19 protein-coding genes are annotated in these 20296 nt (G+C 61.5%); 5 read left to right on the top strand and 14 right to left on the bottom strand.

What is annotated here, in order from left to right; translation table 11 throughout:
• Position 1 precedes the first annotated feature (1 nt).
• On the top strand, positions 2 to 2128 hold the full coding sequence (locus GHK62_RS04620; RefSeq protein WP_234886767.1) for a hybrid sensor histidine kinase/response regulator: 2127 nt from the start codon (positions 2 to 4) through the stop codon (positions 2126 to 2128).
• Positions 2129 to 2137: 9 nt separating this feature from the next.
• A complete protein-coding gene (locus tag GHK62_RS04615; RefSeq protein WP_153437148.1) occupies positions 2138 to 3166 on the top strand; it encodes a chemotaxis protein CheB in 1029 nt (342 codons plus the stop codon).
• Positions 3167 to 3324: 158 nt separating this feature from the next.
• Here the strand turns inward: GHK62_RS04615 and GHK62_RS04610 are convergent, their stop codons facing one another.
• The 4 genes from GHK62_RS04610 to GHK62_RS04595 form a co-directional block, all read right to left on the bottom strand.
• On the bottom strand, positions 3325 to 4293 hold the full coding sequence (locus GHK62_RS04610) for a type II secretion system F family protein (protein ID WP_153437147.1): 969 nt from the start codon (positions 4291 to 4293) through the stop codon (positions 3325 to 3327).
• Between the two features lie 8 nt (positions 4294 to 4301).
• Positions 4302 to 5303, bottom strand: coding sequence for a type II secretion system F family protein (locus tag GHK62_RS04605; protein WP_153437146.1), 1002 nt, complete (start codon positions 5301 to 5303; stop codon positions 4302 to 4304).
• 26 nt (positions 5304 to 5329) lie between these two features.
• On the bottom strand, positions 5330 to 6760 hold the full coding sequence (locus GHK62_RS04600; protein ID WP_153437145.1) for a TadA family conjugal transfer-associated ATPase: 1431 nt from the start codon (positions 6758 to 6760) through the stop codon (positions 5330 to 5332).
• Between the two features lie 111 nt (positions 6761 to 6871).
• A complete protein-coding gene (locus GHK62_RS04595) occupies positions 6872 to 7033 on the bottom strand; it encodes a Flp family type IVb pilin (RefSeq protein WP_153437144.1) in 162 nt (53 codons plus the stop codon).
• 273 nt (positions 7034 to 7306) lie between these two features.
• Between GHK62_RS04595 and GHK62_RS04590 the strand changes: the two genes are divergently transcribed.
• Positions 7307 to 7825, top strand: a complete 519-nt coding sequence (locus GHK62_RS04590; protein ID WP_153437143.1) for a pilus assembly protein N-terminal domain-containing protein — start codon at positions 7307 to 7309, stop codon at positions 7823 to 7825.
• A 4-nt stretch (positions 7826 to 7829) separates the two neighbouring features.
• Here GHK62_RS04590 and GHK62_RS04585 read toward each other — a convergent pair whose 3' ends face one another.
• From GHK62_RS04585 to GHK62_RS04570, 4 genes are read right to left on the bottom strand one after another with little or no spacing between them, the layout of a single operon-like run.
• Positions 7830 to 8255, bottom strand: a complete 426-nt coding sequence (locus GHK62_RS04585; RefSeq protein WP_153437142.1) for a TadE/TadG family type IV pilus assembly protein — start codon at positions 8253 to 8255, stop codon at positions 7830 to 7832.
• Positions 8252 to 9991 (bottom strand): TadE/TadG family type IV pilus assembly protein, encoded by a 1740-nt coding sequence (locus GHK62_RS04580; protein ID WP_153437141.1) that lies wholly within the window; start codon positions 9989 to 9991, stop codon positions 8252 to 8254. The genes GHK62_RS04585 and GHK62_RS04580 overlap by 4 nt, the downstream gene beginning before the upstream one ends.
• A 24-nt stretch (positions 9992 to 10015) precedes the next feature.
• Positions 10016 to 10804, bottom strand: a complete 789-nt coding sequence (cpaB, locus tag GHK62_RS04575) for a Flp pilus assembly protein CpaB (protein WP_153437140.1) — start codon at positions 10802 to 10804, stop codon at positions 10016 to 10018.
• A 44-nt stretch (positions 10805 to 10848) separates the two neighbouring features.
• A complete protein-coding gene (locus tag GHK62_RS04570; RefSeq protein WP_153437139.1) occupies positions 10849 to 11361 on the bottom strand; it encodes an A24 family peptidase in 513 nt (170 codons plus the stop codon).
• A 200-nt stretch (positions 11362 to 11561) separates the two neighbouring features.
• Here GHK62_RS04570 and GHK62_RS04565 point away from each other — a divergent pair, with 200 nt between their 5' ends.
• Both GHK62_RS04565 and GHK62_RS35165 read left to right on the top strand, forming a co-directional pair.
• Positions 11562 to 12926 (top strand): pilus assembly protein TadG-related protein, encoded by a 1365-nt coding sequence (locus GHK62_RS04565; RefSeq protein WP_153437138.1) that lies wholly within the window; start codon positions 11562 to 11564, stop codon positions 12924 to 12926.
• A 35-nt stretch (positions 12927 to 12961) separates the two neighbouring features.
• Positions 12962 to 13276 (top strand): PilZ domain-containing protein, encoded by a 315-nt coding sequence (locus GHK62_RS35165; protein WP_380786314.1) that lies wholly within the window; start codon positions 12962 to 12964, stop codon positions 13274 to 13276.
• 188 nt (positions 13277 to 13464) lie between these two features.
• Here the strand turns inward: GHK62_RS35165 and GHK62_RS04560 are convergent, their stop codons facing one another.
• From GHK62_RS04560 to GHK62_RS04535, 6 genes are all read right to left on the bottom strand, one after another.
• On the bottom strand, positions 13465 to 13803 hold the full coding sequence (locus tag GHK62_RS04560) for a slr1659 superfamily regulator (protein ID WP_153437137.1): 339 nt from the start codon (positions 13801 to 13803) through the stop codon (positions 13465 to 13467).
• Positions 13804 to 13817: 14 nt separating this feature from the next.
• Positions 13818 to 14375 (bottom strand): slr1658 superfamily regulator, encoded by a 558-nt coding sequence (locus tag GHK62_RS04555; protein ID WP_153437136.1) that lies wholly within the window; start codon positions 14373 to 14375, stop codon positions 13818 to 13820.
• A gap of 4 nt (positions 14376 to 14379) precedes the next feature.
• Entirely contained in the window at positions 14380 to 16740 is a 2361-nt protein-coding gene (locus GHK62_RS04550; RefSeq protein ID WP_153437135.1) for a SpoIIE family protein phosphatase, read from the bottom strand.
• Positions 16737 to 17912 carry a class I SAM-dependent methyltransferase gene (locus tag GHK62_RS04545; RefSeq protein ID WP_153437134.1) on the bottom strand — a complete coding sequence of 392 codons (1176 nt, stop codon included), beginning with the start codon at positions 17910 to 17912 and terminating at the stop codon, positions 16737 to 16739. Before GHK62_RS04545 ends, GHK62_RS04550 begins: the two co-directional genes overlap by 4 nt.
• A complete protein-coding gene (locus GHK62_RS04540) occupies positions 17909 to 18427 on the bottom strand; it encodes a ubiquinone biosynthesis methyltransferase UbiE (protein ID WP_153437133.1) in 519 nt (172 codons plus the stop codon). The genes GHK62_RS04545 and GHK62_RS04540 overlap by 4 nt, the downstream gene beginning before the upstream one ends.
• Positions 18428 to 18528: 101 nt before the next feature.
• Positions 18529 to 20217 carry a putative bifunctional diguanylate cyclase/phosphodiesterase gene (locus GHK62_RS04535; RefSeq protein WP_153437132.1) on the bottom strand — a complete coding sequence of 563 codons (1689 nt, stop codon included), beginning with the start codon at positions 20215 to 20217 and terminating at the stop codon, positions 18529 to 18531.
• Positions 20218 to 20296: the final 79 nt, after the last annotated feature.

Raw genomic sequence — 20296 nt, 5'->3', positions numbered from 1 at the left:
CATGACGAAACCCGAAGAATTCCACCGGGAACTGCTGCACATGTTCATCCAGGAGGTGGGGGAACGTGCATCCGACATGGAGCAGGCTTTGCTCGCCATTGAGGACACCGGCGAGGCCGATGAGAAGCTCCGCCTGCAGGAGCAGCTTCTACGGACGGCGCATAGCCTCAAGGGAGCGGCCGGGCTGCTCCGGGTGCGGGGAGTAGAAGCGATTTGTCACTGGATGGAAGAGATACTCTCCATCACGTTGAATGAGCAGATCGTGCTCGAAAAAACCAAACTGGATCTGCTTCTGTCGGCCGCAGACGCAATCAGGGATGCGGCTCAGTTCCTGGAGGCCGGCGAAACCCCTCCGCCGACGCATGGTGAGAGCGTAATCGATGCGCTGAAGGCCGCTGTAGCGAGAAGAACGGATCACCGCGGCGACAAGCCGAAGTCCGGTCCACCTTACGGGGGTTTGAAGGTGCCGGTTCGCTCTAGCGATACCGACGGCTCAATGCGCGTCACCGCCGATCGACTGGATACCCTTCTCTACAGAAGCGGCGAATTACTGTCCTTCAACGGGACTATACGGCGCCACGCCGAGGAGGCGTCCTTGCTGAGGGAGCAGGCGCGGAAACTGCGTGGGGTCGGCCCCGAGTTCGCTGCTCAGGCGGCTAGCATTGAGAACGGACTGCGTCAGCTTGCCACATCGCTGCGCCAGGACGTGAGGGTGATGCACAGTGCCGCGACGGCACTTGACCACGAAGTGCGACACGCGCGCACGCAGCCTTTTGCGGAGGCCTGCAAGGGACTCGACCGCATCGTGCGGGACATGGCGGCGGCATCGGGGAAGTTGGCAGAACTGGAAATCAAGGGCGGAGAGATCGAGATCGACCGCTCCATCCTTTCGGGGCTGCAGGACGCGCTGCGCCATCTCGTGCGCAATGCGGTCGCGCATGGCATCCTGCCGCCGGAGGAGCGCCGGGCAGCGGGAAAACCGGAAAAGGGCAAAGTCCTGATCGCGGCCGCCATCTTTGGAGACCGGATGCAGGTGCGTGTCGAGGATGACGGCTGCGGTCTGGATGTAGCCTTCCTCAGCAAGGCAGCGGGCGAACATCTGCCAGAAGTGAATGACGAAGCGGCGCTCCTGCGGCATGTCTTCGAGCCTGGCGTCTCGACGTCCGCGACGGTCACCAGCTTATCGGGACGCGGGATAGGCCTCGATATCGTCAAGCGCAATGTTGAAAGGCTGCGTGGCACAGCGGAGGTGTCGCAGGTGCCGACAGGAGGTGCCGCCTTCACCCTCACGCTGCCCCTGACGCTGGCGACGGTTCGCGCACTGGAAGTCATCGCTGGGGAGCATGTGTTTGCGATTGATACTGCCTCGGTCTGGCGGGTGATACGCATTCACGCGCAAGACTTCGCAATGTCTGAGGAGAGGTGCGTCGTCAGCGCCCCTTCCGGTCCGATGCCCTTTGTGGATCTTGCCGATTGGCTCGGGATGCGACCGGGGCGCAGCGCTGCCTGGCAGGCCTTGCCGGCAGTCGTGGTCGACGCTCCGGGCGGGCCCGTAGCGGTACTCGTCGATGCCGTTATCGGCGAGCGGGAGCTTCTCGCACGCCCGCTCGGCCCGCGGCTTGCGAAGGTTCGTCGCTATAGCGCCGGCATGGTGCTGCCTGACGGGCGTATCGCGCTCCTCCTGAACATCGCAGTGATCGCCGAGACCGCCGCCAAGACACGATCACCAGGCCGCGCGCGCGTCCTCCAACCGGTTCCGGCAGCGCGTCGCAAGGTGCTCGTCGTCGACGATTCAAAATACGTGCGGACGTTGGTGAAACTCATCCTGGAGGGCGCAGGCTACGATGTCGCGATGGCGAGCAATGGCAAGCAAGCATTGGACGTGCTTCGTGACCGCGGCGCCGACATGGTTGTCGCGGACGTCGATATGCCGGCCATGAACGGCTTCGAACTCACCAAGGCCATTCGTCGATCGGAGCGTTTCCCCGACACGCCCGTTGTCCTCGTGACCGGCCGGGAAACGCTTGAAGACAAGATACAAGGGCTGCGTGCCGGCGCAAATGCCTATCTCAGGAAGGACCAGTTCGATGCGCAGCATTTCCTGGAAACGATGCGCCGGGTTGTGTGAGGACGAGGGATGACACGTATTCTACTTGCGACGTCGACGCCCGGCCTTGAACAACTCGTCAACAAGGCGGCTGGGAGCGACCCTGCAGTGGAGCTCGTGGGTGTCGCAAGAAGCGGCAAGGACGCGGTAAGGATAACCGGCAAACTTTTGCCGGACATCGTCGCAGTGGAGCTCCGCGACAACGACACTGCCGAAACCGTCAGGGAGATCATGATCACCGCGCCGACGCCAGTCGTGATGGTGTCATATCAAGACGGTTCGCAATTGGGCGCCTTGTCCGCGCGCGCACTCGACGCGGGCGCGCTCGCGGTCATCCCGGCGCCGACCGCATCCGACGCGTCCCTCGAACAAGCTGCAATCGACAAATTCCTCTCCACGATCAAGGCCATGGCACAGGTCAAGGTCGTTCGCCAGTGGCGCAAGAAGACAAGCGGAGATCTGCCGGCCGAAGGCGCTGCGCGACCGGTCGCCAGCTCGCCGATCGGCATTGTGGCCATCGCCGCCTCCACCGGCGGGCCGGCAGCGATCCGTTCGATATTGAAGGACTTGCCCGCCGATTTTCCCGCGCCCATTCTCATCGTGCAGCATATGTCAAATGGCTTCATCGACGGTGTTGCCGCATCCCTCGATTCAATGGTTGCGCTTAAGGTGAAGGTTGGAGCGAACGGCGAACGACTGAGACCCGGGACGGTTTATCTCGCTCCGGATGGCCATCAGCTCGGCGTCTCGGGCAAATCGCGCCTGCGCGTCGTGGACGAGGCTCCCATCCAGGGTTTCAAGCCCTCGGGGTCCTATCTCTTCGGCTCGATCGCCCGCTCCTTCAGGGCTGAGTCCCTCGCGGTCATTCTGACGGGGATGGGCGATGACGGTACCGAGGGTCTTCGGGCGCTGCATGTGGCGGGCGGAAAGGTGATCGCTCAGGATGAGAAGAGCTCGATCGTCTTCGGAATGCCGAAATCGGCGATCAGCGCCGGCCTCGTCGATTTCGTCCTGCCGGTTGAAGAGATCGCGCGGAAGATTACCGCTCTCGCTAGCTAAAGTGGATTGAGAATGCCGGAGTCAGTTGCGGCGCTGCACGCCGAACCTCGTGCAGCGCCGCTCTCGCCCCCCAACTCTGCCCGGGCGAATACCTCAATACGTCGGGCGAACTCAGGAACGGCTGTTATGGTCGCCCGACCACGTCATTCATCCGCGTCCTACATATTCATGATCTGGATCGCCGCCGGCGTGATAATCACGGCGAAGAGCACAGGCAGGAAGAAGACGATCATCGGCACCGTGAGCTTCGGCGGAAGGGCAGCCGCTTTTTTTTCCGCCTCGCTCATGCGCATGTCTCGGTTCTCCTGGGCCATCACGCGGAGCGCCTGACCGAGGGGCGTGCCGTATTTTTCCGCCTGGATAAGGCTGGTCACGACCGCGCGCACGCCCTCAGCGCCCGTTCTGTGCCCCAGGTTCTCGAAGGCCTGCCGGCGGTCCTGCAGGTAGGAAAGCTCCGCCGTGGTGAGGAGGATTTCCTCCGCGATCTCCGGTGACTGCGCACCGATCTCCTCGCCCACTTTCCGGAAGGCGCTTTCGATGCCCATACCGGATTCGACGGTGATCAACAGGAGGTCCAGCGCCTCCGGCCATGATCGGCGGATCGCCTGCTGCCGCTTGGTGATCCTGTTCTTGATGAAGATCGCCGGCGCGTAATAGCCGAGCGAACCGACACCGGCGGCCATGCCCAGGACCAGAGGCAGCGGCGCCTCCGGGCGAATGATCAGCAGGATATAGAACAGTGCGGCTGCGAAGATCACGATCGGCGCAATCAGCCTTACCGCCAGAAAGGCCGTGATCGCCGCGTGGCCGCGATAGCCGGCCATGTTCAGTTTGCGGACGATTTCCCCGTCCTCCGCCTGCTTGGCAAGATTGAAGCGATCGACGATCGCCTGGAACAGCCGTTTCGGCTCGACGCGCAGCGACGCTGCACTCTTCTCGGTGCCAAGCCGGGAACGCTCTTTCTGGCGGATACGTTCGCGTTCGCTCTCCACCTTTTTCATACGATCTGCCAACGTGTCCCGAAAGACATAGGGCCAGGAAACGACGACGACCGCGCAAAAGGCGGAGAGCCCTGCCATCAACGCAGATAGCTGTTCCGGATCGGGAATATAGAGGCCGAGGCTCATCTTGTTTCTCAGAAGTCGAAGTTGATCATTTTGCGCATGACGAAAATGCCCGCGCTCATCCAAAGCCCGCAACCCGCAAGGACGAGCTTGCCCGTCAGCGTCGTGAACAACAGCGCCATGTAATCCGGACTCGTCAGGTACACGGCGCCGGCGACGAAAAACGGCAGCGCACCGATGATGCCGGCGGAAGACTTTGCCTCAGCGCTCATAGCCTTGATCTTGGCTTTCATCTTCTTCCGCTCCCGCAGCACCTTGGAGAGGTTTCCGAGCGCTTCGGCGAGGCTTCCGCCGGTCCGCGTTTGAATGGCGATGACGATGGCAAAGAAATTGGCTTCGGGCAGCGGTATCCGTTCGCACATGCGCTGCACCGCTTCATCGACCGGAATGCCGAGCGTCTGGTCCTGTGCAATGGTGACGAACTCGCCTTTGACCGGCTCCTGTGCTTCCGCTGCGATCACCCTCAGGCAATCGGGCATGGGCAAGCCCGCTTTGAGCCCTCGCACGATAACATCGACGGCATTCGGAAACTCGGAAGCGAAACGCGCAAAGCGCGACTTGCGCTTCGCATTCACATAGACGTGCGGCAGCAGCAACCCACCGGCTATCGCGAACCCACCAGCGACCAGCATGCCAAAGCCCAGGAAGAGCATCACGCCCCAGGTGACCAGAGCCGCAGCGGCGCTGATGAGAGAATAAGTTTTCGTCGACCATTGCAGGCCGGCTTGGCGTATCCTGCCCGCCAAGGCTGGTTTGCGGCCCTTGCGGGCGTTCGCCTCGTGCTTGGCTTCGATCTCGCGCAACGTCTTTTCCACCGAACGCCGACGGTCGCGGACATCCTCTTCCGGGCGCTTGCCCCGCTGACGTTCTGGCACGGCAGCAATGCGTTCGAACCTGTGGCGATAGGCGCTTGCCTTGACCACGCGGGGGTAGAAGGCGACGACCATCACGCCGGCAACGCTGCTGGACGCCAACAGAAAGACAATCGCGGGAAGCAGTAGCGAAGACAGCATTTGCCGTGCACCTGTGTTGATCTTGGCTATGCAGCCGCTTTCAATTCCGCTGCGTCGAGGGCGGCGGCAAGACGGGCCTCCTCACCGAAATAGCGGGCGCGGTCCCAAAATGCCGGGCGGCCGATCCCGGTCGAGCGATGCCGTCCGATGATGTTGCCCTTTTCGTCCTCACCAACCATTTCGTAGACGAAGAGGTCCTGGGTTGTGATCACGTCGCCTTCCATGCCGAGCACTTCGGTGATGTGGGTGATGCGGCGGGAGCCATCACGAAGGCGCGCCGCCTGGACGATCACGTCGACGGACGAAACAAGCATCTCCCGAATTGCCTTGCCGGGCAGCGAATGCCCGCCCATGGTGATCATCGCCTCGATGCGGGAGAGCGCCTCGCGCGGCGAGTTGGCGTGCAGTGTTCCCATCGAACCGTCATGGCCGGTGTTCATCGCCTGAAGCAAATCGAAGGCCTCCGGCCCGCGCACCTCGCCGACGATGATCCGCTCCGGACGCATGCGCAGGCAGTTCTTGACGAGCGCGCGCATCGTGATTTCACCTTGACCTTCGATATTGGGCGGGCGGGTTTCGAGGCGTACGACGTGCGGCTGCTGCAATTGCAGCTCTGCTGCGTCTTCGCAGGTGATGATGCGTTCGCCGTCGTCGATATAGCCGGTAAGGCAATTGAGCAGCGTCGTCTTTCCCGAGCCCGTGCCGCCGGAGATGAGGATATTGCAGCGCACGCGGCCGATGATCTTGAGGATCTCGGCGCCTTCGCGCGAGATCGAGCCGAAACGCACCAGCTGGTCGAGCGTCAGTTTTTCCTTCTTGAATTTGCGGATCGTCAGGCTGGGGCCATCGATGGCAAGCGGCGGTGCGATGACGTTGACGCGCGAACCGTCCGCCAGACGTGCGTCGCAGATCGGGCTCGACTCATCGACGCGTCGGCCGACCTGGCTGACGATGCGCTGGCAGATGTTCAGGAGCTGCTCGTTGTCGCGGAAGCGAATACCCGTTTGCTGCACCCGACCGGCCACTTCGATGAAGACCTGGTTCGCGCCATTCACCATGATGTCGGCGATGTCGTCGCGTGCGAGCAAAGGCTCAAGAGGGCCGTAGCCCAGAATGTCGTTGCAGATGTCGTTGAGAAGGTCGTTCTGCTCGGCCATGGAAATGCCGGCCTTCTTCGCCGCGACGATGTCGTTGATGATCGCGCCAATTTCCTTGCGCGCTTGCTCGCCATCCATGGTCGAGAGCACCGCCACGTCGATCGTGGCGATGAGCGCGCTGAAGATTTCCTTCTTCAGAGCATAATATTGTTCAGCTTTTTCTGACTTCACGGCGGCCGGATTTTCGACCGCCCGTGGAGCCGGGACTATTGCCGGCGCGGCTTGCGGTTCGCTTTCTGCCGCTGCCTGCGCCGGAGTTTCAGGAACTCGCTCCTCCAAGATGGATTTCTTGCCGAACATCGTTATCGCTCTTGTTTGTCGAGATTGAGATGTTTGAGATCGTTAAACGCGAAAGCGGAAGGCGATGCCCTCCGCTTCGCTTGCCGACCGGCGTCCAGTTGCTGGAAACGCTCAGAGCGCGTTGGCGATGGAAGTGAACTTCGCAGCCAGGTCAGTGCCGATAGTCGTGACCACACCGATAATGACGACGGAGATGAGACCGGCAATCAGGCCATATTCGATCGCGGTCGCGCCGGATTCGTTGCGGGCAAAGCGGACAAGAAGATTCTTCATGGTTCGGGGTCCTTCAGTGGTTTGAGGTTGCGCCGACGCCAAGTTCGGCATCACAGGGCCGGGCCAGGTTCTGCCTCGTTTCCCGCTTGCTGTGTGGCCCTCATATAGACTTTATTAACCCTCTCGATCCATTCAGCCTGATGGCCGATGGCCGCCCGCGAACGCCTCGGCCGGTTGGCCTAGTCCGATCGTCGGCATTGCACTAGTTCCATGCTTTGCCAGTCTTGTTGGAACGGATGACACATCCATCCGTTGAGATATCGGGAGCAACCGATGGGAGTGATTCCAATGCGCATCGGCGCCGGATGGCTTGTTCTAGCGGTCGCGACCTGCGCCGCCCTTGGCGCGGCGCAGGCTGCGGAAAATGTCCCCCCAGCGGCCACCACACTGCAGCCGACCCGCCAGACCGAGGGTGTCGTCAAGGTGATCGTGGATTTCGCCAGAACGCTCCTGCTGACCCGGCCCGCGAGCACGCTCGTCATTGGCAATCCGGGCGTCGCGCAGGCGACTCTCAGCGATGACAAAACTGTCATTCTGACCGGCAAGGCGCCCGGTTCGACAAACCTCATCGTCATGGGCGCGGATGGCGCCGAGGTCGCCAATGTCATCGTTGACGTAGTGGCCGCAGGCGGCCGCTTGGTCACCGTCGACGAGGGCACGGGTAGGACAACATATAGCTGTACTAGTCGCTGCGATCCGGTTCAATCCGGCGAACAGAGCGCTCCGCAATCTCAGAGCACTGCGCCGCAGTCCGGTGAAGACGCCAATCCCACAGGCGCTGGCAGTCCTTGAATGATCACTGGATCGGAATGCGCCGCGAAAGCTGAAGGTTGAAAGAGCTTTCCCCCAATCCAGGCAGCACGAAGGTGAAGGGGTACTGGATCGACAAAACGCGAAAATCGATGCCGTCCACCGTTTCCTTCCCGGTGACGACTTGAAGCCGCGAGGAATCGCCGCTGTGGAAACTCTCTCGCACCGCGCTCTCCAGCTTGGTTTGCGCTTCGCTGTCAGGGGCATCGCGGGCAATCTGCCGGATGAGCACCTTGCGCGCAGCAATGTCGGCGGCGTGCGAGAGATCGTTGCGTACGTAAAAGACGCGGCCAAATTCCATCACGCCGAGAAGGAGCAGCAGCAGCGGCAGGCACACGAGTGCGAATTCCACCGCCGTCGCGCCGGCTTCGCTGCGCCACAGGGACCGCAGGCCCGGTCGAGGCGACGTCATCGGACCTGCACCTGCATGGTGGAGTTGAGTTCAAACGTGGGGAGCACCTCGGGCAGCGACATAGGCTGATAGCTCTTCGTCGCTGCCAAGCGGTAGTAGATGAACGGCGCCGCTGCATTGGCGCAAAGGCTCGTTCCGCATTGCGGCGCCGTGTCCGGATCGACGTCTGTATCTTCTGGGCAGGCGCAGTAGCGCTTCACCGCTGACACGGTGGCATTGGCCAGCAGCGCGCTTTTGGCCAACGTGGACTGCATCACCTTCTGGACTTGCGTCGGCCCGGGGTCTGCCATGGCAGCTTGCGCGCCGGCGCGCAGCGCATGGTCGATCGTCATCCGTTCGTAAAGCGCAAACCCGACATCGGCCATTGCGACAAGAGCGAGGGCGAGCACCGGCGCTATGAGGGCAAATTCGGTCGCCGAGGCGCCTGCCTGCGACGCGTTGAGTTCGCCTGCTTTCTTGCGCAGTGCCGATGGCCCATTCGATTTGCCGCGCTTGAGGACCGATTGCAGCAGCGCCTTCAACCCGCTCCGATCGGCTCGTCTCTCCCTTGTTCCGCTCACGCGCCACGCCAGGGCGGCGATTGCCCCGCCCGCCGCAGACCCGGGTGCCTGATCGATCACCAACCGGCCATTGTTAGCCGCGGCACCGAATAGCTTCGGATCGAAGGGAACGGACACGCTCTCCTCGAGCCGGACCGCAGCGACGAAGTCCTTCGGCTTGATCTCGGCAAGCTTCGGCGTCTCGGTCTTGTTAAGCACCAGCCTCGGCAGCGGATCGTTCGGCCGCGCCCTCCTCAAGAAGTCGATCAGGTTCTTCGCATTGCGCATGCTGGCGAGATCCGGGGTCGCCGTAATGACGATTTCATCCGCTTCGAGCAGGATCTTGCGCGTCCAACCGGTCCAGATATGCGGGAGGTCGACGACAAGATGCCAGGAACTCGAGCGAGCGACGCCGAGAAGGTGGTCGACCTCGTCCTCGCCGAGGCTGACGAACTTGTCGAGGTTCGCGGGCGCCGGCAGGAGATGCAGGCGATCCGTATGGTGCACCGCGAGACGGCGCAACAGCACCTCGTCCAAGCGGTCGGGGCTCTGCAGAACATCGACCATGCCCTGGCTCGCCTCGATATCGAAGTTCAGGTCCAGGGTACCGGATTGGAGGTCGAGATCGGCCAAGAGCACATCTGCATCCACGCGCTTGGACATTGCATAGGCAACGTTGTGCGCGAGCGTCGAGGATCCGGTTCCGCCTTTGGCGCCGACAAAGGCGACAATACGCCCGAGCTTCTCCTCGACCGGGCTACGAAAGCAGCGATGCACTGCCGCGACGAAATCCATGGGATCGAGCGGCGCGATGAGATAGTCGCTCACGCCGGCATCCATGAGCTTCTTATAGAGCCCGACGTCGTTGGAACGGCCTATTACGATGACCTTGGTACCCGTGACGCACTCCATGGCTAGGCCCTCCAGCGCCGCCATCAGCCGGACTTCGATGTCATCGTTTTCCACGACCACGAGGTTCGGCGAGATGACGCCACCGTAGTGCGCTGTGGCTTCGCTTATTCCTCCGGTCTTTATCGTCACAGTGGCGCGCGCCATGCGACGGTCGGATGCCGCCACACGGACTGCCTGCGTCACCTCCTCGGATCGGCAGAAGACGGCGATGTCGACCTTCGGGATCGGCGGCAGTGCCGACGCCGCCGGGGAGGTTTCGCAGGTCGTGTTGTCGAGCTGTTTCATTGGTTCGAAACTTCCTTGAAAAAATCAGCTTCCGCCGGAGCGGGAGGGAACTTCAATCATTGAGGTCCGGCCGCCACTGATGACGCGGACCACGCCGCGACGATGTCCTTCGGTCTCAACGACCGATGGTTCGTGATTGTCGACCAACGGCCGGAGCGCGAGCGAGACCGTGCCGGAAGCTTCCGCCGCCGCGATCGTTGCGATTTGCTGGGGATCCGCTTCGAGCGTCGCGGTCTTGCCGATGACCGAGGTCCCGTCTGCCCCTTCCGAAACCGTCTGGTCGACCGCGAGTACGCGTATGTTGGAGAGGATGGCGCGGCTGACGACATCGCCCTCATTTCCCGAGCCCGAGCGAGCGACGGTATGGACGACGTCGACATGGTCGTTGGGCAGGATGAACCCGCCGGCCGTGCTTTCCGCAGTCACGCGGACAGCTATCGCCCGTTTCCCTGAAGGCAGCATGCTGGAAAGGAAGCCGGCGCCACGCTGGGCGACCTTGTCTTGACGGATAGGCTCTCCGGCAACGAAGTCGCCCAGGGCCAGCGACCCCGCCAGAGATGCGATGGCATCCGGGCGCGAGCTGCGGCTGATGAACACAGGAGGGATCTCCCCCTCCCATGCCTGCCACCGCACATGACCGTCTTCCAGAACCGTCCCGCGCTTGAGCTCCGCAGACGCGACGAGCACTTCCTGCGAAGGGGCTTCTTGCACTTGTGCGGCCGCGACTGCCGGCTGGTCTGCGGCGCCGAGCGCCAACCAGGAGGCAGCGCCGCCAGCTGCCAGCGCGAGCAGGAGAATAGCAAAACGGATCATTGGTTAGACCTCTATCGATCGGTAAGGGGTCGGGCTGCCGCCGTTCAGAGAAGGGCCGAGAACCAATGGCTTTGCGGCAGCAGCAGGAGCGCCGCAGGCGCCATCGCCGCCCCGTAGGGGACACCCGTGTCGGGGGCGTGCAGGCGCGCGGACCAGGGCGTCTTCTTCAGGACCACCGGCAGGGGCATGCGCCGGAATTGAAGGAGGCCAAGCGTCAGCGCCGCCCCGATCAGGGCCGTGTAAAGGAGGAAGTCGAGCGCGAGGCCTGGCCCGAGCCAGAGGACGGCCACAGGCAAGAGCTTTGCGTCGCCGCCGCCGATCCAGCCGAAGGAAAAGAGCACGAAGGTCGAGACCAGGACGCCGGAGGCAAGGAGAATGCTCGACGAGATCGTGGCTACCCCCAGCCCTGCGGCGGGCGCGAGAAGCGCAAAGGAGACGGCCAGCGCAAGCACGAGGCGGTTCGATATGGTCATGGTCGTCACGTCCCTGACGCCGGCATAGGTCATCATTCCGGCGAAGAGGAAGAATGCGAGCGAAGCTGCGAATGTCGAAATCATCTTAGGTGCCTTTGCGGGAATCTGGAGCCGTTTAGTCCCGTGAAATGTGCCCCCTGAGCCGCGCAATGACCATTCGACCTGATGGCCTAAGCAGGCCAGGGAAGTGCTTACGGGCCGGACTAGACCAACCGGCCGAATCGCTAAGCATCGCAGTGGGTTGTATCGTCCGGCCCCGAAACCTTAGACAACTGGGCATGCGAATGAGCGAAAGAAACGACGTGATCTCTGCGCGACGATCGACGCGGCAGCGGGCGGGTGCGCTTCGATTCCTGACGGATGAAGGTGGCACGGTCGCCGTTATCGCGGCGGTCACGTTTCCCGTTCTCGTCGGAGCCATGGGCCTCGGCGCGGAGACCGGCTTCTGGTATCTGAAACAGCGTAAGCTGCAGCATGCCGCAGACGTTGCTGCGCATGCGGCCGCGGGGCGTCTGCGCGCAGGGGATCAAAGGCCTGCGCTCGAGGCCACGGCAACACTGATCGCCTCCAAAAGCGGCTACTCGCCGGCGGCCGGCACGCTGGCGATAAGCCCATCTTCGTCACCGACCGCAAGTGCCGGGACTCAGGACAGGCTTGAAGTCGTCCTGACGGAGACGCGTTCGCGGCTGTTTTCGTCCATCTTTTCCGGTCAACCCGTCACGATGCGTGCGCGCGCGGTTGCACAGGTGGAGGGGGGGTCGACGGCCTGCGTGCTTGCCCTCTCGAAGACAAAATCGGGCGCCGTAACGGTCTCCGGCTCGGCTTCGGTGGACCTAAGCGGTTGCGATGTGGCATCGAATTCGAGCGCTTCAGATTCGTTTCTCATGGCCGGATCCGCATCGATGAGTGCGGACTGCGTCCACGCAGTCGGTGGAGCGGTGGCGACGCTGGGCCTGAGGTTGAACAAATGCGACACGGTTCACGAGAACGCGCCTGCAAGCATCGACCCGTATGCGAGCGTACCCGAGCCGTACCCGTGGCCCGGCTTCGCCTGCGACTCCGGCAACAGGAATATCGGCAATCCGGGCCAGCTGACGGTTGTGAAAACGACACAGATGCATCCCAGCGGGGTCAGGGTCAGGTGCTTTCCCAACGGGCTGGACGTGAAAGGAACAGTCGAGTTCGAACCGGGCCTGTATATCGTAACTGGCGGCACGTTTACCGCGAACGGCGGTAACCCGACGGCCACCTCGGCAGCCCGGCTGCAGGTAGGCGCTCCAGTGAACGGTTACAGCGGTGTGACCTTCTATTTCGCAAACGACGCTCGATTGGATCTCAAAGGGAACGTCACCCTCGATTTGAAGGCCCCGACATCCGGACCCTATTCCGGAATTCTCTTCTTCGGCAGCCGCAGCCAGACGGCAGTGAGCCATGCCATCAACGGGACGTCGAACTCGGTCCTGACCGGGGCGGTCTATACGCCGGCGTCTTCGCTCGATTACAAGGGGAATTCCGCAACGACGAACGGCTGTACGCAAGTCATCGCCGATAAGATTACGTTCAGCGGGAATTCAACGATGCAGTCGGCCTGCGATAGCGCGGGCACCAGGAAGCTCCTGGCAAACCAGCAAATAGCGCTGATCGAGTAAAAGCACCGCAGCAGGTTTCATCAAAGGAAGTTATTATGCCTAATGCCGAACTCCGCCGCCTCACGAGACGGAAGTCTCTAAAGCGCGCGCGCCTTCTGCAAGAGGGTGCGGGAGGGCTTGGAATCGAATGTCTTATCGTAGATATCAATTCCAAAGGTGCTCGACTGCGATTCAGTACGCCGATATCAACCGGACCAGAGGTTCAACTGCTCTTCATTCCGGAACACGTTTGCGCGTCCGGATGGATAGCCTGGCAGAACGCGTGCGAGATCGGGGTCGAATTCAAGCGGCCGCTGCCATGGCTCAGGAACCTTGACGTAAGCAACCCCGGCAGCGAACGCATTCGGTGACGGAGTGTGTCACTACGTGCGCCGGGGCCCGCGTTAACCTCCGTGCTTAAGCAGGCCGCGCGATTCCGACGATGCGAAGCCTTCAAGTTGAGGATCAAGCCACGTGGTGCGGCGCGCAGTGGACGCCGCAGCAACGCGGGGAAGAACGTGGAGCGCGAGCCCGGCAGCATTTCCTTCGGACCCAGCCTTCAGGTCAGCCTGAGATCGACGCCGGGATGCAGTTTCTTGAGGTTTGGCAGAGACTTCGATTGCCAGGGATACTCCGAGCTTCCGCGGACGGTGAATTGGATATTCGGCCGCTTGCGCGCTTCGATCGTGAGTTTTGCCAGAAGGTTGATTCCGGATGAATTGAGAAACTGCAGTCCCGTCAGATCAACGGTCATGCGATCCGGATCGGACTCTAGCACGCTCATCACCAAGGAAAAGATCGGCGCGTAGGCCTCGGTGCTAGGCAGGCGCATGCTCCCATAGAAATAGATGTCCTTGCCTTCCAACCAAACGCGATACTCGTCTTCCTTGATTTCCATGTCTTCGCTGCCCATCAGTTCGAGAGATCGGGGACTGAAATTGAGGCATAGGTTTCCAGCGGGATCTCGCTGTTCTGCACGCGGGTGCCAAAAACCCACGCGAAGTGAGCACCATAATCGCTCATGAGGGTCAGAAGTCCAAGCCCGGAGCCTGCGCCGGAGCCTGTGGCATTCGCTTCTATCCGCTCTATGAGAAGCTCGCCCGGATCGCCCGCGGTGATTTCCGAAAGCAGGTGCTGGAAGCGGTCGGCCGTATCCCCGTTGATGAAATTGGAGACCTTTGCCCGAAAAGCATTGGTCGCAATCGACGCTTCGACGACGATTTCGCCGGACGTGCGGAACTTAACCGCGTTTTCAATGAGTTCGTTGGTCAGGTAGCCGACATTATGCCGTACTTCCTTGTAAAGGCTGCGGGAGGTTCTATATCGCGACGCGACGAACTCGGCGACGAAATCCGACGTGATTGCGCAGTGTTTCCAACTGAGATCCAGGGGGCCATCGAAGAGACGAAGTCTCGTCACATCTTCGCCCGTGCCGATCGCGAGGTCCTCCAGTCCGTATAAGGTCGTCATCTGATTACCTGTGCCTCATCACCACCAGCGTGATATCGTCATGGATTTTCTGGGTGCCTATATGTGCCATCAGATCGTCGATGATTCCGGTTTTGACATCCTCGGCGCTTTGGCCGTAGTGACGACGCGCACTCTCGCAAAGCCTTTCGATACCAAAGAGCTCGCCGTTCCTGTTCTCTGCCTCGGTTACGCCGTCGGTGTGCAGAATGATCATGTCGCCGTGGCCAAAATTGATGTCGCGTGTCGCCACGAAGGGCGATATGTCCGGCTCCAACCCGATCGGCAGCCCAAGGTCGAGTGTGTCTATCCGCTCCACGTTTCCAAGATTTCTGACCACGATCAGCTCTTCGTGCTGGCCAGAGAGCGTCAGGCGCGCGCCGTCGTAGTCCAGGAAGGCAAGCGAGAGATGCTTGTCGGTGTTGGTCCGGACGATATTCTTGTAGATAGCGCGATTGACCCGGTTGAGGAATTGCGACGGATGCATGTCGCCGGCCTCCTGCAACGCGCGTGCAACCGATTGGACCATCAGCATCAGCACGCCGCTTTCCAGGCCGTGGCCGGTGACGTCGCCGATGCCGATCTTCAGCCGCTCGCCGTCCCTCAGGACGTCATAATAGTCGCCACCGACTTCGTCGGCGGGCCGCATGTAGGCGGCAATCTCCACGTCGGAAATTTCCTCGAGTTCGCCGGCCTTGGGCAGCACCATCATCTGGATCTGCCGGGCGACCGCGAGTTCCGCGCCGAGGCGTAGGTTCTCGCTGCGCAACTGGGTGTTCAGCGCCGAAATCTGGTGGTTCGCGTCCTCGAGCTGTTTCGTGCGCTCGGTCACAAGGTTTTCGAGGTTCTCGGTGTGGTAGCTGATTTCTTCCGCCATGCGGTTGAAGGCGATGCCGGCTTCGCCGACTTCGTCGCGCGTGGAGATCGGAACCCGGACCGAATAGTCCTTGGCCTCGATCCTCGTTGCCGCGCCGGCAAGGGCGCTGATGCCGCGGGTAACGCGCTTGGATATGCCGAACACGGCGGTGATAACGAAGAGCAACGAAGCGAGCAAAGCGAGGGCCTGATAGATCAGGATCCGGTTCGCCGCCTCGGAAATTCCGGCCTGCGCCGCAAACAGCGAGGCGTAGATTTCGCGCTCGGGCACGACGATGCCGAGCGACATGGTTTCGCGGCGAACGGGGCCGGATACCCAGAAATTCTCCGGCTCGAGCTGCTTCAGGAGAATGAGATAGGGCACCTTCTCGCCGTCCTCGTCGAGCAGCACGCGCTGTATCGCGCCGTCAGCGCCGAGCGGCAGTTGCGCGATCGCCGGCTGCACGCTTTGGCGCAGCGAACGATTAAGGCCGGTGACACCCTGGCTGCCGGTCTCGCTCGACCGTTGCAGGCCGATGACCTTTTCTCCTACGCCGTTGATGGCAAGCACGTTGCCGTCGGACATGGCGAGGAAACCGAACCCGCTGCCGCCGACTTTGACGCTTTCGACAACCTCGGCCAGCTGATCGAGCGTGATATCGGTCCCGGCCGCTCCGGCGACACCCTTGCGGTCGCGCGTCCAGAGCGGTTGGAAGAAACTGACGATCAGTTTCCCCGTGGCGGCATCCGTATAAGGTGCCGTTTGCGTGGTATCGGCTGAAACGGGCCTGAGGCTCGGATCCTTTGCCCATCCCTCCCAGGACTCGTAGAGGCCGGGGAAGAAGAAGTTCCAGAAGTTGGCCTCGTTGTGACCGGGGTAGAGACGGTCGAACGTCCGAGCCTGATCGGCATAGGGTGCCATCCGCAAGATCGGCCGCTCCTTTGGTCCGACGTAGTACATCTGCAGTTTGGAGCGGCCGTGCGCAAGCAGGGCGGGAGCAACCAGATCGAGAACGGCGCTGTTCTCGATGTCGGTCTGCACCTCGGGTAGCGGCCGGTGATCGGGGCCAAGGAGATAGCTCCAAACGCTGACGCTCGAGAGCGGTCCCGGAAGGTTCTGCGCCCACCCACCTTTGGGATCGTAAGCCACGGTAACGGATTCCGGTGCGTGCCGCGCCAGTGCCTCTCCGATCTCGGACCTGCGCACGGGGCGGTCGATCTGCGCCTGGAGCACGCCGGCGAGCGTGGCGACGTCGGCGTGAACCTGGCCGATCAGAAGATCAACCCGCGCGGCCGTCGATTCCGCGTAGGTGAGCATGTAATCTTCGTTTGCCTTTTGCAGGCCCTGCCCGACCTCCGTCGTCGCGTCGCGCGACAATCTTTGAACGTTCCAGAGCGCCAGGCCGCCTGTTACCAGGAGGTCGAAGAGCACGGCGCTGCCGACGACCAGCACGAACTTGGCGCGAAAGGATCTCAAACCGAACCGGGGACGTTGGACATTGCTTTCGCTCATAGTGGTTTGCGCCCGGACGCTGCCCAGATCGGCCAGCCTGCATAGCCCTTCGGATGCAGTGCCGCGAAGATGTGATCCCGGAAGCCCTGGCGAAAACGGTCGATGAATTCGGGTGCTTCGCCGTGTCTCGCCGCCATTGCCGCAAACATCTTCTCCCAGCCGGCGATGACGTCGGCGAAATCCTGTGGGTCACCGTCCAGATTGGTGATCATGAAGGATTCGACCAGGATGTCGTCGAATCCGGCGTCGGCGAGATAGCGGCGGCCCTTTGGCCCTAGTTCCACATCCATCTCGAAATGGCTCAAAAGCCTCGCGAGCTCATTGTAGGTCCATTGGATGCTTTGCGCCCGTGGCTCGCCGAGGCAGTGCGAGTTCTTCTCGTTGGTGATGTAGACGCGGCCGCCCGGCTTCACGATCCGATAGAGCTCCTTGAGAAGCAGCTCCGGCTGATTGAAGATCTGCAGCGAATGCCGGCAGGTCACGAAGTCGAACTGGTTGTCCTCGAGTAGCATCTCCGACGCGTCGCCGTAGGTATATTCGATACCCGTCACGCCGAACTCCGCCGCCACCTCGCGGGCATAGGCGAGGCTCGGCTTCGAGTGGTCGAGGGCGACGATCCGCGCCGGCTGAAACTCCTTCTGCGCGAGCACGGCGAAATCGCCGATGCCGCAGCAGATGTCGGCCATGGCGATGCCGGGCCGCATGCCGTGGCGCGGCAGGATGGTGCGCTCGTGGCGCCAGGTCATTTTCGTCTGCGCGCGGAGGATGGGAATGAAGCTCGTATCCTCGACGAAACTTTGACCGGGATAGAATTTCGAATCATAGACCTCGACGGTGATCTGCGGTTCGATCTTGCCGAGATGGCGGAACATGCGTTCGGTCCAGCCGACGACGCTCGACGTGACGACGACGAAGCGGATATCCGAGCGCGTGCGGCAGGCATCCAGAACAACCCGGGAAAAGGCGTGGAAGGCCGTATTGTTCATCTGCGCGAGGCGCTTTACATTGATGTAGAGGACGCCGCGCGCCTCGTCGATTGCTCTGCGGAACTCCGTAATGCTGTGAGCGATCTCGTCGACGGAGCGCGGCCGAATGACGCCGACAAGGGAGAACTCTTGACTATTGGCGTCGAACACTGCCTGGAAGGGCGCCGCAAGAACTGCCGTACTCAACTTACAATTCCTTCAAGCGGGAGATCCACAATGATCGATATCGACGGCGGGTCATCCTCTTCCAGACTAATCTCGGCGTCGAAATTGATCGCCAGGTCCAGGAGAACAATCTCCCGGCTTGGTGCGAGATCGGTTGAAATAGCGTCCAGATAGCGCGCGTATGCGTCGCCCTTGTGGGTTCTCGCGACCGCCTCGCGGAAGAACCGTCGCTGGGTGGGCGAGCATGGGAAGGAGAGCTTCACGCGCTCCTTGGGACCCTGGCGAAAGACCAAGCAGCCGATGCGGCCCTCCGGTGAGCCGCCTCGAAACGAAACCTCCAGCAGCTCGTTGAGCGCGGAGGAGAAAAAATTCGAGTGTCGTACGGGGTCCGTCCGGTTGTGGCTTATCATCCGCGCCATGAAGTTGGACAGCTGATCGCAATGGTGCCAATCGGACAGGAACGTGCCCATCTCCATCTCGAACTGGAGCAGGGGTTCGAACTTTGCTTCCGCCGGCTGCCTTTGGGCTGCGTTCATGCTGCTTTCTCCGACTGCATGAGCGAATCCTGATTCGCTTACTCCCATGACTATATCCGACCGGCTGCGATGACCAGACTCTCTGGCCACTTCGAGCCTCGTCAGGTCCTGAGAGCCCCCACCATGGGCAGGGCCGCCGACTTGCGCAAGAATTCGCCGATTGCTTCGGCAGGGATCGGGAAGCCCAAGAAGTAGCCGTGCAGTCGGTCGCAGCCCTCCTTCTGAAGCCAGGCGGCCTGTCCTTCCGTCTCCACACCCTCGGCGGTGACGTCCATGCCAAGGCCGTGCGAGAGCGCGATTATTGACCTGACGATCGTCTGGCTCTTCTCGTCATGCTCAAGATCCTTGATGAAATACTGGTCGATCTTGATCGTATCGAACGGGAAGTTCTTGAGATAACTGAGCGAGGAATAATAGGTGCCGAAATCATCGAGGGAAATCTGAACGCCAAGCAAATTCAAGGTGTTGAGGGTGTCGAGATTGTTGATGGTGCGTTCGAGCAGCACCGATTCGGTGACTTCCAGTTCGAGGCGGTCGGCGCGGATCCCGGTCAGATCGAGGACCAGCGCGACGCGATCGGTGAGACCCTCATGCAAGAATTCCGCCGGCGACAGGTTGACCGCGACGGTGAAGTAAGAGGGCCAGGTCATGGCGGCCCGGCAGGCCTGTTCCAGCATCCACTGGCCGATCTCGCTCATGAGACCGTCCGCCTCCGCCATGGGAATGAACACGCTCGGAGGGATGATGCCGATCAGCGGATGGCGCCACCGCAACAGCGCTTCGAAGCCAACGACCGACGAGCGGGGTTTCACGAAGGGCTGGTATTCGATGAAGAACTGCCCCTCCTGAAGGGCGGTGCGCAGGCTGCGACGCAGCATCTCGCGCTGCTCCAGCACGATCAGCATCGAACGGGTGAATGTCCTTGCCCGGCCCCGCCCATCCTTCTTTGCGGCATAGAGCGCGATGTCGGCCGCTTTCATCAGCTGTTCGATTTCGTTTCCGTCCGCCGGGGCGATGGCAATACCGACGCTCGCGCCGACAAACAGGCTGATGCCGTCGACGGTGAAGGGCTCCTTGAAGGCGTTGACGATGGCCTCGGCGAGACGCTCCGCCTCTTTGGGCTGGTCGAGCCTCCACTGGATGACGGCGAATTCATCGCCGGCCAGCCGATAGGCGAGCTCACGCTCCTTGAGCACGCCCCGGATCCGTTCCGCCGCCATTTTGAGAACGGTGTCGCCGGCGCCGTGGCCGAGCGTATCATTGATCGGTTTGAAGTCGTCGAGATCGATCTGCATGAGCGCCAGCTTGGCGCCGCTCGGTACGGGCAGGGCGGCTCGCAACTGATCGCTGAACCGTCGGCGGTTTGGCAGTCCGGTCAAGACATCGTGAGTTGCCTGGTGCAACAGGAGTGCTCGATCGCTCTCTCTTTGACTGGATGTCTGGTGGTAGCTTCTTTCCGCTTCAAAGATCCCGATACCGTGAGCACTGCGGAAGATGATGAGTGTGCGACGATTTCCGGACGCCGCATCGGCTATCTCGACGGTTCGCGGCAGTCCGCTTGCAACGACGAATTCGACGGCGGAGCGCGGGCCGGACGCCAGTAGCTCAGGATAGATGTGCCAGAGCGTGGTCTCGACAAGCGAGTCGACGGCATATGCTTTCCTGTGTTCTGCCGAACAGTCGACGAGATGGAAGCTCTCGTCGTACAAAGAAACGAGCTCATCAGCCTTGGCGAGATCGTAGCTCTCAGCGGAAGATGAAGCAGACATCGTCGCATCCGCGTCGGGCATTTTTTGCTCTCCGTTACCCGTTGCTAATCGAGCCGTCGATCGAGAGTTCGCTTTCAAAGCAATCGCTCATTCACCTTAT

The sequence above is a fragment of the Sinorhizobium terangae genome (genome assembly GCF_009601505.1).
In the GTDB taxonomy this organism is placed as follows: domain Bacteria; phylum Pseudomonadota; class Alphaproteobacteria; order Rhizobiales; family Rhizobiaceae; genus Sinorhizobium; species Sinorhizobium terangae.
Note: the sequence above shows the minus strand (reverse complement) of the source record. Positions and strands in the feature narration are given on the sequence as shown.

Coding starts and splice junctions, on each gene's coding strand:
- GHK62_RS04620 (WP_234886767.1), top strand. CDS start 2: ATGACGAAACCCGAAGAATTCCACCGGGAACTGCTGCACATGTTCATC.
- GHK62_RS04615 (WP_153437148.1), top strand. CDS start 2,138: ATGACACGTATTCTACTTGCGACGTCGACGCCCGGCCTTGAACAACTC.
- GHK62_RS04610 (WP_153437147.1), bottom strand. CDS start 4,293: ATGAGCCTCGGCCTCTATATTCCCGATCCGGAACAGCTATCTGCGTTG.
- GHK62_RS04605 (WP_153437146.1), bottom strand. CDS start 5,303: ATGCTGTCTTCGCTACTGCTTCCCGCGATTGTCTTTCTGTTGGCGTCC.
- GHK62_RS04600 (WP_153437145.1), bottom strand. CDS start 6,760: ATGTTCGGCAAGAAATCCATCTTGGAGGAGCGAGTTCCTGAAACTCCG.
- GHK62_RS04595 (WP_153437144.1), bottom strand. CDS start 7,033: ATGAAGAATCTTCTTGTCCGCTTTGCCCGCAACGAATCCGGCGCGACC.
- GHK62_RS04590 (WP_153437143.1), top strand. CDS start 7,307: ATGGGAGTGATTCCAATGCGCATCGGCGCCGGATGGCTTGTTCTAGCG.
- GHK62_RS04585 (WP_153437142.1), bottom strand. CDS start 8,255: ATGACGTCGCCTCGACCGGGCCTGCGGTCCCTGTGGCGCAGCGAAGCC.
- GHK62_RS04580 (WP_153437141.1), bottom strand. CDS start 9,991: ATGAAACAGCTCGACAACACGACCTGCGAAACCTCCCCGGCGGCGTCG.
- cpaB (WP_153437140.1), bottom strand. CDS start 10,804: ATGATCCGTTTTGCTATTCTCCTGCTCGCGCTGGCAGCTGGCGGCGCT.
- GHK62_RS04570 (WP_153437139.1), bottom strand. CDS start 11,361: ATGATTTCGACATTCGCAGCTTCGCTCGCATTCTTCCTCTTCGCCGGA.
- GHK62_RS04565 (WP_153437138.1), top strand. CDS start 11,562: ATGAGCGAAAGAAACGACGTGATCTCTGCGCGACGATCGACGCGGCAG.
- GHK62_RS35165 (WP_380786314.1), top strand. CDS start 12,962: ATGCCTAATGCCGAACTCCGCCGCCTCACGAGACGGAAGTCTCTAAAG.
- GHK62_RS04560 (WP_153437137.1), bottom strand. CDS start 13,803: ATGGAAATCAAGGAAGACGAGTATCGCGTTTGGTTGGAAGGCAAGGAC.
- GHK62_RS04555 (WP_153437136.1), bottom strand. CDS start 14,375: ATGACGACCTTATACGGACTGGAGGACCTCGCGATCGGCACGGGCGAA.
- GHK62_RS04550 (WP_153437135.1), bottom strand. CDS start 16,740: ATGAGCGAAAGCAATGTCCAACGTCCCCGGTTCGGTTTGAGATCCTTT.
- GHK62_RS04540 (WP_153437133.1), bottom strand. CDS start 18,427: ATGAACGCAGCCCAAAGGCAGCCGGCGGAAGCAAAGTTCGAACCCCTG.
- GHK62_RS04535 (WP_153437132.1), bottom strand. CDS start 20,217: ATGCCCGACGCGGATGCGACGATGTCTGCTTCATCTTCCGCTGAGAGC.